We start from the raw sequence: 14,045 nt of genomic DNA, 5'->3' as shown, positions 1-14,045 counted from the left end.
GCTGATAACTACCATGTAGTTTCCATAAAACAAAACGGACGATCGCTTTTACACAACCGTCCGCTTTATTTTTATATACATGCGTACTTACTTGCCTTTCTTTTTCTCCACTTTCTTTTTCTCCGCCTTCTTCACAAAGCCGCCTTCAAAGAAACACTTCACACCCCGATATGCGCCACAGCCACCAATCTCACGAATGGCCACCCTGCCGGTAGAGAACTGAAAAGAGATACCACAGGAGGATTCCTTGTCTTTATATTCACCTCTGTTTCCGGCAATATAACGACCTTTCCCACTCAGCTCTCCTTTGCAGGCGCCATTGTCTTTGGAGAAGGTAATAAAGAACTGGAATGTTTTAGGGTCATCACCATCGCGGATAGACACGATATTCATTTCACCGGAAGTATAATCACCGGAGAACTTCTGCTTACGTGGCAATGTATCAATAGGATTGAAGATCTGACCAGGCGTTGTAGGGCCATTGGAGTTGGTCATGATCAGTTGTACACTACCATCTTTATTGATGGTATAAAAGTCTTCCTTCAGGGCGGAACGGCTTGCTGTCAGCTGCTTTTCAGTACTGAGCTTGATCACATTTCTTGTATCAATAGTAGTGTAGGTAACGTTCTCATCGCCGCTAACAGTGCTGGCTATACGCAAGCGGTTCAGGTACTTCCCTTTTTTGTCAAGGAAGCAGAGATAACCAGCGGTCTGCGTTCTTCCAACCGCTTTTATGGTCATATAGTTCATATCGTTGCCGGCTATACGTTGCAGTGGAAAGAATTTCACTTTTTCATTTCTGGCGAAGTCGCCTTTGGTAAGCGTGTTTGTCAGGAAGCGGTGCACATCTGCGGTATCCAGCGCCAGTGAATCGGCCGTTTTCTGAGTAAGGGAATCAGGAGACAACTTATACGGCAGCGCTCCCGGCACAAAGAGTGCCTGGAAGTCTTCAAATGTCATAGGTTCCCCTCCGGTGCCGTGCTTCTTTTTGCTCTTACAGGCCGCTAAAACACCAATAGCCAATAATAATAACAGGTAACGCTTCATTACAAAAGTTGATTCTGGACGAAAAGTTAGATATAATTTTGATATGTGCGCTGCTATTTTCAAAAAACATACCGGATATGGAAAAGTTTGGAATAATTATTTAGATTTGTCTAAATATTTATTTAGGCAATATGAATTTATCGATAGCAGAAGAGAACTATGTGAAGTCCATTTACAAACTGCAGGAAGGCGAATCAGTGGTAACTACCAATGCACTGGCTTATGAGCTCAACACCAAGCCTGCATCTGTAACGGACATGGCCAGGAAGCTGAAAGACAAGAGTCTGATTGATTATGAAAAGTACCGGGGCATCGCCCTCACAGCAGAAGGCAGAAAGGCTGCCCTCCAGATTATACGCCGCCACCGCCTCTGGGAGTGCTTCCTGGTAGACAAGCTGAGCTTCAGCTGGGAAGAGGTACACGAGCTGGCGGAAGAGCTGGAACACGTGCGTAGCGAGAAACTCATCAACCGCCTTAGCGAATACCTCGGTAATCCCATCATCGATCCGCATGGAGACCCGATTCCCGACGCACACGGTAAAATGGCCAAACCACGGCCACAAACCTCGCTGGACCAGGCTAACGCCAAACGGCTGGTAGTCACGGCCGTTACTGATCAATCGGTGGCTCTGCTGGCTTTTCTCAACGCCAAAGGCATCAAACTGGGCACACAATTGGAAGTTGTTGCGCATTACGAATATGACAACTCCATTGAAATAAAGCTCAAACATCAACCCGCCATTACAATCAGTGAACAGGTGGCAAAAAATATTATGGTACGGCCGGTATGACATTCACACCGGCATCACGTGTAAGCATTTATGAACTTTCAGCATACAACTACTTCCCTGAGTGAAGTACATCAGAGTGTCGATACAAATGGCAAATCAAAATGGCGGAAGTTCTTCGCCTTTTTTGGCCCCGCCTACCTGGTAAGCGTAGGCTACATGGACCCGGGCAATTGGGCGACAGACCTTGCCGGCGGCAGCCAGTACGGCTATAAACTGCTCTGGGTGCTGCTCATGAGTAATCTCATGGCATTGCTCCTGCAAAGTCTGAGCGCACGCCTCGGTATTGTACGCGGCCGCGACCTCGCACAAGCCAACCGCGAAACCTATCCCCCATTCGTAAATTTCGTTCTCTATGTACTCGCGGAAATAGCCATAGCCGCCACAGACCTGGCGGAGGTGCTGGGTATGGCCATCGGTATACAACTGCTAACCGGCCTGCCGCTGGTGTGGGGCGTAAGCCTCACCGTGCTGGACACCTTCCTGCTGCTGGTATTGCAACGTTACGGCATCCGCAAAATGGAAGCCTTCATCGTAGCCCTGGTAGCCATTGTTGGCATCTCATTCCTTATACAGCTGGTAATGGCCAAACCCGCTATGAACGAAGTAGTAAAAGGCTTCGTGCCCAGCCTCCCGGACAATACGGCGTTATACATCGCCATCGGTATCATCGGGGCCACGGTGATGCCGCACAACCTATACCTGCACTCCGCTCTGGTGCAAACCCGCAAAATCAAAAGAACAGACAGCGGCATCAGACAGGCGCTGAAACTCAACTTCATCGATAGTACCATCGCCCTGAACCTGGCCTTCTTTGTAAATGCCGCCATCCTCATACTGGCCGCATCCGTGTTCTTTAAAACCGGACGTACAGACATTGCGGAGATCCAGGACGCCCACAAGCTGCTGGAACAGCTGCTCAGCAGTAAGCTGGCTCCTATCCTTTTCGCAGTAGCGCTCATCGCCGCCGGGCAGAGCTCTACAGTTACCGGTACCCTCGCCGGACAAATCGTAATGGAAGGCTACCTGCACCTGCGCATCAATCCCTGGCTACGCCGTCTGATCACCCGGCTCGTAGCCATTATTCCTGCCCTGCTCACCATCCTGATTGCCGGCGATAACAAAGTAGGCGAACTGCTGGTATTCAGCCAGGTTCTCCTGAGTATGCAGCTCGGCTTCGCTATTATACCGCTGATCCATTTTGTAAGTGATAAACACACCATGGGGCAATATGCCATCAAACCAATCGTTAAGATCATTAGCTGGGCTATCACCGCCCTGCTGGTATATCTTAATATCCGCATGGTATACACAGAAGCTATAGGGTACATCGCCGACAACAGCAACATATGGATCGATATCACCATCATCATCGCCGGTACCGGTTTCATCGCCCTGTTGCTGATCACCATCATTTACCCACTCATCAGCCGCTACCGGCTGGAAGCCAGCGGTGGTATACACAAACCACAGATCTCCCTCGGAGAACTCGAGAAACCCGTATACCATCGTATTGCTATGGCACTGGATTTCAGCAACAAGGATGAACAAATCATCACCAATGCCATCGCTCACGGTAACGCACATACGGAGTACATACTCATACACATCGTGGAAAGCGCTTCTGCCAAATACTTCGGTAAAGAGTCGGACGACTTTGAAACCCGCGAAGACCAGGAACAACTGGACACATATATCAAACTGCTGAAAAACCGCGGCATCAAAGCCAAAGGCTTGCTTGGTTTCCGGCACCGCGCCAAAGAGATCGCACGCATCGTGAAAGATGAACAGGCCGACTTCCTCGTGCTAGGTGGACATGGCCACCGCGGTATCAAAGACTGGATCTATGGTGAAACCGCCAACCAGGTAAGGCACTTTGTAAAGGTGCCGGTACTAGTAGTGCAATAAGATTTATTTATGCGTTTATTTAGTTATGTAGCTATTTTGAAATGCAGCGAAGGCCGACATTCGCCTTTCCTATCTTCGCTGCATTTCAAAATAGCTACATAACTAAATAAACACATAAACAAATCAAACAAGTTTATACTTATTGCGGGCAGCAATTTCGTGCATCTCAAAACGCTTTATCAATAAGGCGATCAACGCTGCTACTACTGCTGCCACAGCCACATACAAGGCAATATCCCTGAGAGACGCCAGCATAGCCTGCAGCTGCAGCTTTTTACTGAGCACCGATAATGCCGCATTACCGGCCTGCGTTGCGTCCATCCCCTTTGAAAGAAAGCCAGCTTTCAGATGACTTAACGTTGATGTATATACGGGATTATAGTAAGTAACATCTTCTGAGAGAAATGCCCGCTCACGGGCCATACCTCTGAACAGCCAGTTACTGTACAACGCATATCCTGCAAAAGATCCAATGATATAACGGAACGACAAACTCCCCATCACCCTGTCTGCATTGAATTTCCGCGGTACGTTGGTTGCTGTGAAAGTAGACAGAGTAGTCAGCATCACACCGTATGCCATACCCTGCATCAGGTAGGGAATAATCAGCCTGTCAATGGTATTGTAAGTCTGAACAGTCTGACAGAAAAGAAACAACGAACCAGCATATAAGAGTAACCCTATAACCAGCATCACCCTCACTCCCGCCCCCCTGTAAAGCAACAGTCCTGTCAGCGGAAAACTAAGCAGATAGGCTCCCAGCGTAATTACAGCAACCCACGACAAATAATTCTCTTCCCTATGAAAATTGTATCCTGCATATTGATTGAACAGGATATTAGTACTGTAAAAGACATACAACAGCAGCATGAAGGCTACACCCAGCGGGACCTGCTTATACAGGCTGAATACACGCAGGTTCCAGAAAGGACGTTTTACATGGTACTGCCGGTACACGAAGAGCAGCACCAGCATAGCGCCTGCTATAGCAGCCCCGGTGATGCTCCTGTCATCAAACCAGTCCTTGGTACGGCCAAAGGTCAGCACATAACATAGCAGCAGTGCGGCGCCTGCAAAAAGGAACATACTGAGCCAGTCCACCTGGTAAAGCGGAACCTTCCGGTGCATGCGCTGCCGGTGGAAAAGCAGGACGCAAATAATCATACAAATACCGGCAGCTATAGCAGCAATGAAATAGATATATTGCCAGTTGTATTCATCCAGCATCGGATTCACAAATATATCAGCCAGCTCTCCGCTGGTACGTGCAATCGTATAATATATGCCGTAAAACATAGCCCTGTGACGCATAACAGGATAGCGGTCCGTAAGCAGTGAAATAAAATCCAGCAGGCATATCAGCTTCAGCAATCCCATAAAGAAGTTGCCCGACAATAACAACGGCGCATAACTGATAGTATAGCATAAGAGGGAAAGAAACGCCTGGGCGGTGAGCGCAAACAACAGCAGATCCGCCTTCTTGAAATACATGCGCAGCCGGTAATACACAGGGATCATCGCTACCATTCCCACCGCACCTGTTTGTGAGAACCATGTCACCGTATCCGGTTCTATCCCGTAGAAGGCAGACAGACGCGAAGCCGTAGTGGGTGTGATGCTAAGCACGAATGACTGCAACAATACCAGCAGCACAATAGCAGGTCCTTTTATACGGTCTGGCACACTGTTTCTGTATGGAGATGATGCATAAGACATAGATCAATAATTTAGTTGAATACTCAACTATCAGGCTAAAAAAACACTATTTCAGTTTCTGGATAATACCCGTAAGCACACGCCTGGTGGCCTCCAGATCCGCCTGGCTGGCATGATCTATAACACTGTCCAGAAAGCCATCTAAAAGAGGCACTACTTTTTTCTTCATGGCTTTGCCCTGGGCGGTGAGCACAATGTTTTTGTTCCGCGCATCTTCAGCATCGGTCACACGTTCCACCAGCTCCCGTTTTTCAAGGTTATCAATGATCTTGGTGATGCTGCCTTTATCCTTACACAGTATATCGGCCAACTCCTGCTGCTTCCTTCCTTCCTTTTTCCACAATATCCTCAGTACGGTGCACATCTCGGAAGTGAGGTCAATATTGTGCTGTATCAGCAGGGCATTAATCCGCAACCGGTAAAGCCCCAGCGCCTGGGATAAGAGCAGGCTGACCCTTGGTGAATTATTCATCGTCATTGAAATATTCACAAAGATACTGCTTATTGGTTGAATATTCAACTAATTTACATGAAGCCGATAACTACCGGCTTTTAGCTTAAATTAGTATCGGACAATACACCATTACATGTTACATCCATTTCAGCCCGGCGATACCAGGCAATTCACGAGGCAGGTGCGCAGCGAAGACTGTGCGGCATTCGACAGCGGGCAGGTACATCCGGTGTACGCTACCTTTGCGCTGGCCAGGGATGCGGAATGGTGCTGCCGTTTGTTTGTACTGGAAATGAAAGAAGAGGATGAAGAAGGAATAGGCACCACACTCACAGTGCATCATCACGCGCCTGCAATCGTAGGCAGCGAGGTGGTATTTACCGCCACCATCGCCACACTGAAAGGACATGAAATCATCTGTAATTATGAAGCCCGTTGCGGCGCCAGGCTGATTGCAAGCGGCACACAGGGCCAGAAGATATTGAAGAAGGAGAAGCTGGAGAAGCTATTTAGGGATTTATTTATGTAGTTATTTAGAATGCAGCGGAGATCGATATTATATCAAACAAGGATTATCGATCTCCGCTGCATTCTAAATAACTACATAAATACATAATCAAATACTATTACATTCCCAATGCCGCTTTCAGCCTGGGATAGCCGGTTTTGCTCACTAATATTTTAGCACCGCTGCGCAGGATAGCCAGGTGGTTTTCTTTCTCGTAAGGATCAATACGTGTTACCTGGTTAATGTTCAGCATATAAGAACGATGTACCCTGGTAAACTGTTGCGGATCCAGTGTCTGCTCAAAGAACGACATGGTTTTGTTTTTGAGGAAGCTGCCTTCATGGGTTATCACTTTCACATAATCATCAGCGGCTTCGAGGTAATGAATATCCTGTACGGGGATGATCTTAATCTTTCCGTTGATCTTGATCACCACACGGTTGCTTTGCAAAGGTGTAGCCGCAGCGGTCTCCAGCAACGCTGCAGTGGCTGCCGCAGCAGCATTGCTGTTGGCATGCTGTTCCAGCCATTTCTGTACTGCCTTGGTGAAACGGTCACGGGAAAAGGGTTTCAGCAGGTAATCCACTGCATGCACTTCAAAAGCGCGCAGGGCATGTTCTTCAAAAGCAGTGGTAAAAATCACTGCTGGCATAGTTTCCAGCAGCTCCAGCATTTCGAACCCGGTGATTTTGGGCATCTGTATATCCAGGAAAATAATATCCGGCTGATGTTGTTGTATAGCCTTCAGTCCTTCAAATCCATCATTACACTCCTGCTTTATTTCTATCTGTGGAAACTCTGCCAGGAATTCCTTTACCACTTCGCGGGCTAATGGTTCATCATCAATTATTACTGCTTTTATCATGCGTTTGCGGTACTTTAATAAGGGTGATAAAAATGTTTTCTTCTGTGCTGGTTTCCAGCAGATCTTCACGGGCAAACAGCAGGTAGAGTCGTCTGCTGATGGAACTGAGGCCAAAGCCCGTTCCTTTGTTGGGCTGCTGTTGTAGTTCGTTGTCGAAAGGATTTTTCACTTCAATATACAACATATCATCTGCTGCCCAGGCTTTTATGCTGATGGTGATTTCACCGGTAGTATCATATAATCCGAACTTGATGGCGTTTTCCACAACGGGCTGCAATAACATGGGAGGCATATACATCCTGGCAGTTGTTTCATCATGCACAACAGTGGTGGATAAACGATGACCGAATCGTACCTTCTCTATGTCCAGGTAAAGCTCCAGGTAAGACAGTTCATCGGGTAAGGTTATCCAATGCTCATCCTCTCTTTTAAGAGAGCCGCGCAGGAAGTCAGATAGCTTCAGCACCATCTCACGGGCCTGATGCGGGCGGATCGTGATCAATGCGTTAATGGAATTCAGGCTGTTGAACAGGAAGTGCGGCTGCAGCTGCTGGCGTAGCTTGAACAGCTCTGCTTCGCGCACAATCTTCTCGGTGGCTTCCTGGCGTTGCCTTTCATGCTGTTCTTCTGCGGCATCGTACCACAACTGGCTCCTGAAACCAATGCCTCCTATTATCATACATCCAACAATAAAATGAATAGGAATAGCATTGTTCAACCAGTGTGTATATCCGGTATCTGCATCGAAGGCCCTTACCAGCAGCCAATGGCTGAAAAAAACCCAGATAGCAGCCATCACAATACTTACAATCGTCACATACAGGAACTTGTTAGGCCCCGCGCCAGGACGGTAATAGGCAAGATTGCGGCTCAGTACAACGGCACAAGCCCCTAACAATACAACATGTACGGAGCTATCTGTCAATGCCTGTAATATTGGGAAATCGAACCAGTACCAAAGCAGTGCTCCATACATTATAAACCATATCAGGAATGAAATGAGGAGCCCCCGCCAGTGATTACCCTTTAATAATTGTTGTGCCAATAGAAGCGGATTTAGCTTTTATACGTTGAGCTCAAAGTATTGTTGCCCCTGCAGCTGGGCTGATTTCATCTGCAGCCACGCAATGTAGGAGTTTGCATCTCCCGGTTCTTCAATGCGTGAATATAGTTCCATTCCGTCTGTCAGCTGATCCAGGGTATATACTTCCGGTACATTGATAAATTTCCATTGTACCAGTTCCTGTTGCTGGTTGCGGAATGCATATTGTTCCTGCATACCTATTTCGCGGGCCTTTTCACAGGCATCTTTTTTAGTGATAGCGCTGATCAATCTTAATTGTTCATCGAATTGCGGGGTATGGCTTCCGTTTCCGCAAATAATCTGGTAAACTACCTTAGCAACAAACCAATGCATATGATAAGAATTTAAAAGTTGGATGATAATAGTACAGTTATGATCGTACAGTTATATTTAGTGCTGTTATAGCGTGACGCTTATATCAGTAGCTCTTGATCTCCACTCCGCCAAAGGTACAGGAGCCTTTCAGCACCAGCACTTTATCTTTGTCGTTGTTCATCAGCGTCACCGGGCGTTTATCTTCCACACCGCCCATGATGGTAATGATATCCACTTTCACAGTCCAGTTGGAAGGCACCAGCAGCTCACAGCCACCCATGATGGTGGTGATTTCCAGCTCCACCCTGCCGTTGATATCCGCTTTCATGAAGTTGAGATCAACACCCCCGCAGATGGTGGAAACCTGTCCGCCTTTAAAATCTTTTGACACAATTACTTTATTCACCCCACTGAACATAGCTGATACATTAATACTGTCCTCTCCCACAGACGGATCGCCCCCCAGGTCTCTGGCAAATACGCTTGTAAACATATCCTTCCGGTCCTCGTCGTCATGCCTGTGCCGGTTAAATACCACCGCTATACCAATCACAATCAGCACTAGCGGCCAGATAAAGCGGGCAGAATTATAAGGCCAGTCCATGATCTCCCCGGCCAGGAAGATACCGCCAACAGAGATCATAATCAGCCAGGCTGAACCCATGAAGCGGTGTTTGAGGCCCACGAGCAAACCAATACCGATAAGGAGCATCTGCCAGGAAAACACCCAGTTGGGAATATCCAGGTCCATTTTCTGCAACAAGAGGCAGACGCCTACTATAATCAGTATCAGCCCTCCGAATCCGCGGCTTCTTCTTCTTGATGCGATAATGTCTTCGTTTTTCATTGCTTTAATATTTACGATACAAAAGTAATCAGGCCACAGCTGTGGGGAAAGGCTGTTTAGGCCAAAAAAGCGGTTTTACCGGTAAAAGGCAGGAAAAAACCGGTAAAAAACATGGTTCAGATTTCTACCGTCACCAGATCCGCATTCCCAGACAACCGCTGCAGTGTTTCCTTTAGTTGCATCACCATCGGATCAGGGCCGCAGATGTAGAAATGCTGGTTGAAATCGCTGACCTTCTCTTTCAGGTAAGCTTCATCTATTTTATGGTGATCGTACCCTGGTACATTTTCTTTTGTCAGGGTATTGATAAAGCGATCACCCAGCATTTGTGTGAATTCGTCTTTAAGGATGATATCCGCCGCCGTTTTGTTGGAGAAGATCAGCTTGTTGCTGCCAAGGCGGCCTTGCTGCTCCAATGCCCTGAAAATGGCAATGAAGGGTGTTACGCCTGCACCGCCTGCAATGAACACACCTTCCCCCTTATAATGTATGGCCCCCCACACGTCATGGATAATCAGGCTGTCGCCTGGTTGCAACTGTCCAAGCAGATGGGTCACACTGTTACGGTCATCATATATTTTGATAGTAAACTCCAGGTGGTCCCATTCATTCAAAGACGTAAAAGTGAAGGGGCGGCGTTCGTTTTCCCAACCGGGCTTGTTCACAGCCACTTCTGTAGCTTGACCGGGAACAAAGCTATAGCCCTGGGGCTTTTCAATCGTAAACTGCCTTACATTGTGTGTGATCTGCTTTACAGATAGGATTTTTACAATATGGCTTTCCATAACAGGTTTCTCTTAAAGGTGAAGTGGAATATTGAGAATGCTTACTTATTGTAATGTCTGTAGAAATATCGGAGCCAGGTCTTGCGCCCAGCGGGCATAATCCTTTCCGGAAGGGTGCAATCCGTCTGAAGCCACCAGTTCCTTGTCTACGGCCGCCTGTCGGGTATAATGTGTAATATCCAGGTAATGCACGGCCATGCTTTGCGCAATTTCCCGGTTTACGGCATTGAATGCATCAATCGCTGTTGCGATAACATCGCCCTCACGGTCTGCAGCAAAGGGGGTCACACTCCAGTCGGGGATAGACAGTACCACCACATGCGAAGAGTCATTGCCGGCAAAGGCAATCGCTTTTTTCAGCAACGCAGTAAACTCACCTGCATACTCCTGTGCAGAGCGGCCACGGTACTGGTTATTCACGCCAATCAACAGGGTAACCATATCAAAGGTACGCGAGATGCCCGCCGCCTTAATGCCTTGCTCCAGTTCATCTGTAGTCCAGCCAGTAGTAGCGATGATCTCCGGATAATCTACCTGCAAACCACTGCCGCGTAGCAACTTCACCGTCTGCACAGGAAAGCTCTCGTTTTCCGCCACACATTCACCGATGGTATAACTGTCGCCCAGCGCGAGATAATGAAAGGGTGTCATAGCTTTTGGTTTTGTTGTATTCTCTTGATAAAGCAAAGAAAAAGAATATCAAAATAATACTAAAATAATATTAAAATAATATTAATACCTGCGCTGTACAAGAATTTAAGCGAGAGAGAAGAAGAGCCATGAAAGTTAACTACCCTTTAACCTGAAATGCGTTACCTTTGCACCCGATTACAACTTTTAAGTAACGCATAAAGAAACCGTTTTATGCCGGCAGAAAAAATAACGATGAACAACGGCCTGTTAAAGGTCCCCACACACCCAATCATACCATTTATAGAAGGCGACGGAATTGGTCCGGATATCTGGAGAGCCAGCGTACGTGTATTCGACGCAGCTGTTGAAAAAGCCTATGGTAGCGATCGGAAAATTGAATGGAAAGAAGTACTGGCAGGCGAAAAGGCATTCCAGGAAACCGGCGAATGGTTGCCCAAAACAACGCTGGATGCGTTGAAAGAGTACCTGGTGTCTATCAAAGGACCTCTGTCTACCCCCGTAGGTGGCGGTATCCGCTCCCTGAACGTGGCTATGCGCCAGGAGCTTGACCTCTATGCATGCGTACGCCCGGTACGCTGGTTCAATAAAGTACCATCTCCCGTGAAACATCCGGAGAAAGTGGACATGGTCATCTTCCGCGAAAACACCGAAGATATTTATGCCGGCATCGAATATATGACAGGTACGCCGGAAGCTGATAAACTGCTGAACTTCCTGCAGAACGAAATGGGCGTGAAGAAGATCCGCTTCCCGCAGACCTCTTCACTGGGTATCAAACCGGTATCTGTAGAAGGTACTGAAAGACTCGTACGCGCTGCTATCGTCTATGCGTTGGAGCATAAACGCCCTTCCGTTACCCTCGTTCACAAAGGTAACATCATGAAATACACCGAAGGCGGTTTCAAAAACTGGGGCTATGCCCTGGCTGAAAAAGAATTCGGCGATAAAGTATATACCTGGGAACGCTGGGAAAAAACCAAGAAAGAACAAAGCGAAGACGCTGCCAATAAAGAGCTGAAACTCGCACTGGCAGAAGGTAAACTGCTGATCAAGGATGTTATCGCAGATAACTTCCTGCAACAAATACTGCTGGCGCCACAGGATTACTCTGTAGTAGCTACACTCAACCTGAACGGCGACTACATCTCTGATGCACTGGCTGCCGCTGTTGGTGGTATCGGTATCGCCCCCGGCGCCAATATCAACTACACCACCGGTCACGCTGTATTTGAAGCTACACACGGTACCGCTCCCCGCTTCGCCAACACCAACACCATGAACCCATCTTCCGTTATCCTCAGCGGTGTAATGATGCTGGAATACATGGGCTGGAAAGAAGCCGCAGAGATCATCGTACATGGCCTCAGCACCGCCATCGCCCGCAAACGCGTAACCGTAGATTTCTATAATCTCATGGACGACGCCACCCTGGTGAAAACCAGCGAGTTTGCTGATGAGGTAATCAAACAAATGCAACTCTGATTTCTTTTTGATTCAGCTGATTATCCTGAAAAACAGGAAAAATAAAAGACCCGCTCCGGACCATCCGGGGCGGGTCTTTGTCTTAACGAAAAGATCATATAGCCTCTTCTGTCATCAAAAAAATCAAACTAATCACATAAATCACAGTGCAGACAATCTTCGCTTCTGTCTTCACCCATCAGAATAATCATCCCAATCACAAAAATCAGTGGTCATTGTTGGTTATTATGTCAGCTATTCGTATTTTTCGGGATTATCCCATAACGGGACTTGCTTGAATAGTTGTAGTTTTTATTTTTATTGCTTTAATTCTAATTAAAAAAAACCCGAAATGGCAGGAAAAATTAAAGTTGCTAATCCGGTTGTAGAACTGGACGGAGACGAGATGACACGCATCATCTGGAAATTCATTAAGGATAAACTGATACTCCCATACCTGGACGTTGAAATTAAATATTATGACCTCGGCATGGAGCATCGTGATGCTACTAACGACCAGGTAACAATAGATGCTGCCAACGCAATCAAAGAAGTAGGCGTAGGTATCAAATGCGCGACCATCACTCCAGACGAACAGCGTGTAACAGAATTCAACCTCAAGCAAATGTGGAAATCACCGAACGGTACTATCCGTAATATCCTGGATGGAACCGTATTCCGTGAGCCCATCGTAATGAAGAACGTACCCCGCCTGGTACCTAACTGGACTGCTCCTATCTGCATCGGCCGTCATGCTTTCGGCGACCAATACCGCGCTACCGACTTCGTTACCAAAGGTAAAGGCAAACTCACCATCAAGTTTGAAGGTGAAAACGGCGAAGTGATCGAACACGAAGTGTACAACTTCAAAGGCGACGGCGTCGCACTGGCTATGTATAACACCGACGAATCCATCAAAGGCTTCGCACGCGCATGTTTCAACCAGGCCCTGATGAAAAAATGGCCGCTGTACCTGAGCACCAAAAACACCATCCTGAAAAAATACGATGGTCGTTTTAAAGATATTTTCGAAGAAATCTATCAACAGGAATTCAAAGCCGAATTCGATAAAAACGGCCTCACCTACGAACACCGTCTCATCGATGACATGGTGGCCAGCGCATTGAAATGGCATGGCAACTTCGTATGGGCATGTAAAAACTACGACGGCGACGTACAGTCTGACACCGTTGCACAAGGCTTCGGTTCACTGGGCCTCATGACCTCCACACTCATCACTCCTGATGGTAAAACCATGGAAGCAGAAGCGGCTCATGGTACTGTAACACGCCACTACCGCGATCACCAGGCAGGCAAACCCACTTCCACCAACCCTATCGCTTCCATCTTCGCATGGACACGCGGTCTGGAATTCCGTGGAAAACTGGACAGCAACCAGGAACTGATTAACTTCTGCCACGCACTGGAACAGGTATGTATCGAAGTAGTAGAAAGCGGTAAAATGACCAAAGACCTCGCTGTCTGCATCCACGGTAACAAAGTGGAGCATGGTAAACACTACCTCTACACAGAAGAATTCCTCGAAGAATTGAACACTGCACTGAAAGCTAAGCTGGCTAAATAGTCCCTGGCTTTAAGTAATAAAAAAAGGT

At 47.3% G+C, this 14,045-nt stretch carries 14 protein-coding genes; 5 read left to right on the top strand and 9 right to left on the bottom strand.

Annotated elements, in window-relative coordinates; all coding sequences use genetic code 11:
* Window positions 1-87: 87 nt before the first annotated feature.
* The gene (locus VM802_RS12455; RefSeq protein WP_325530875.1) at window positions 88-1,047 is read right to left on the bottom strand and encodes a hypothetical protein; all 960 of its coding nucleotides are present in this window, start codon (window positions 1,045-1,047) and stop codon (window positions 88-90) included.
* 131 nt (window positions 1,048-1,178) lie between these two features.
* Between VM802_RS12455 and VM802_RS12450 the strand changes: the two genes are divergently transcribed.
* On the top strand, window positions 1,179-1,838 hold the full coding sequence (locus tag VM802_RS12450; RefSeq protein WP_325530873.1) for a metal-dependent transcriptional regulator: 660 nt from the start codon (window positions 1,179-1,181) through the stop codon (window positions 1,836-1,838).
* A gap of 30 nt (window positions 1,839-1,868) precedes the next feature.
* A complete protein-coding gene (locus VM802_RS12445; RefSeq protein ID WP_325530871.1) occupies window positions 1,869-3,743 on the top strand; it encodes an Nramp family divalent metal transporter in 1,875 nt (624 codons plus the stop codon).
* Between the two features lie 123 nt (window positions 3,744-3,866).
* Here the strand turns inward: VM802_RS12445 and VM802_RS12440 are convergent, their stop codons facing one another.
* Together VM802_RS12440 and VM802_RS12435 are read right to left on the bottom strand one after the other, a co-directional pair.
* A complete protein-coding gene (locus VM802_RS12440; RefSeq protein ID WP_325530869.1) occupies window positions 3,867-5,459 on the bottom strand; it encodes an MFS transporter in 1,593 nt (530 codons plus the stop codon).
* A 46-nt stretch (window positions 5,460-5,505) separates the two neighbouring features.
* A complete protein-coding gene (locus tag VM802_RS12435; protein ID WP_325530868.1) occupies window positions 5,506-5,931 on the bottom strand; it encodes a MarR family winged helix-turn-helix transcriptional regulator in 426 nt (141 codons plus the stop codon).
* Between the two features lie 115 nt (window positions 5,932-6,046).
* On the opposite strand from VM802_RS12435, the gene VM802_RS12430 reads away from it, so the two are divergent.
* Window positions 6,047-6,442 carry a thioesterase family protein gene (locus VM802_RS12430; protein ID WP_325530866.1) on the top strand — a complete coding sequence of 132 codons (396 nt, stop codon included), beginning with the start codon at window positions 6,047-6,049 and terminating at the stop codon, window positions 6,440-6,442.
* A 97-nt stretch (window positions 6,443-6,539) separates the two neighbouring features.
* Here the strand turns inward: VM802_RS12430 and VM802_RS12425 are convergent, their stop codons facing one another.
* From VM802_RS12425 to VM802_RS12400, 6 genes are all read right to left on the bottom strand, one after another.
* Window positions 6,540-7,286, bottom strand: coding sequence for a LytR/AlgR family response regulator transcription factor (locus VM802_RS12425; protein ID WP_325530864.1), 747 nt, complete (start codon window positions 7,284-7,286; stop codon window positions 6,540-6,542).
* Window positions 7,264-8,331, bottom strand: a complete 1,068-nt coding sequence (locus tag VM802_RS12420; protein ID WP_325530862.1) for a sensor histidine kinase — start codon at window positions 8,329-8,331, stop codon at window positions 7,264-7,266. The genes VM802_RS12425 and VM802_RS12420 overlap by 23 nt, the downstream gene beginning before the upstream one ends.
* An 18-nt stretch (window positions 8,332-8,349) precedes the next feature.
* Window positions 8,350-8,703: a DUF4288 domain-containing protein gene (locus tag VM802_RS12415; RefSeq protein WP_325530861.1), complete on the bottom strand. Its 354-nt coding sequence runs from the start codon at window positions 8,701-8,703 to the stop codon at window positions 8,350-8,352.
* Between the two features lie 85 nt (window positions 8,704-8,788).
* Entirely contained in the window at window positions 8,789-9,532 is a 744-nt protein-coding gene (locus VM802_RS12410) for a LiaF transmembrane domain-containing protein (protein ID WP_325530859.1), read from the bottom strand.
* Window positions 9,533-9,648: 116 nt separating this feature from the next.
* A complete protein-coding gene (locus tag VM802_RS12405) occupies window positions 9,649-10,317 on the bottom strand; it encodes an FAD-binding oxidoreductase (protein WP_325530857.1) in 669 nt (222 codons plus the stop codon).
* 45 nt (window positions 10,318-10,362) lie between these two features.
* Entirely contained in the window at window positions 10,363-10,968 is a 606-nt protein-coding gene (locus VM802_RS12400; protein ID WP_325530855.1) for an SGNH/GDSL hydrolase family protein, read from the bottom strand.
* A 213-nt stretch (window positions 10,969-11,181) separates the two neighbouring features.
* On the opposite strand from VM802_RS12400, the gene icd reads away from it, so the two are divergent.
* Together icd and VM802_RS12390 are read left to right on the top strand one after the other, a co-directional pair.
* Window positions 11,182-12,453: an NADP-dependent isocitrate dehydrogenase gene (icd, locus tag VM802_RS12395; RefSeq protein WP_325530853.1), complete on the top strand. Its 1,272-nt coding sequence runs from the start codon at window positions 11,182-11,184 to the stop codon at window positions 12,451-12,453.
* A gap of 331 nt (window positions 12,454-12,784) precedes the next feature.
* Entirely contained in the window at window positions 12,785-14,017 is a 1,233-nt protein-coding gene (locus VM802_RS12390; RefSeq protein WP_325530851.1) for an NADP-dependent isocitrate dehydrogenase, read from the top strand.
* Window positions 14,018-14,045: the final 28 nt, after the last annotated feature.

The sequence above is a fragment of the Chitinophaga sp. genome (assembly GCF_035538455.1).
GTDB lineage: Bacteria > Bacteroidota > Bacteroidia > Chitinophagales > Chitinophagaceae > Chitinophaga.
This window is presented reverse-complemented; position numbering and strand designations above follow the sequence as displayed.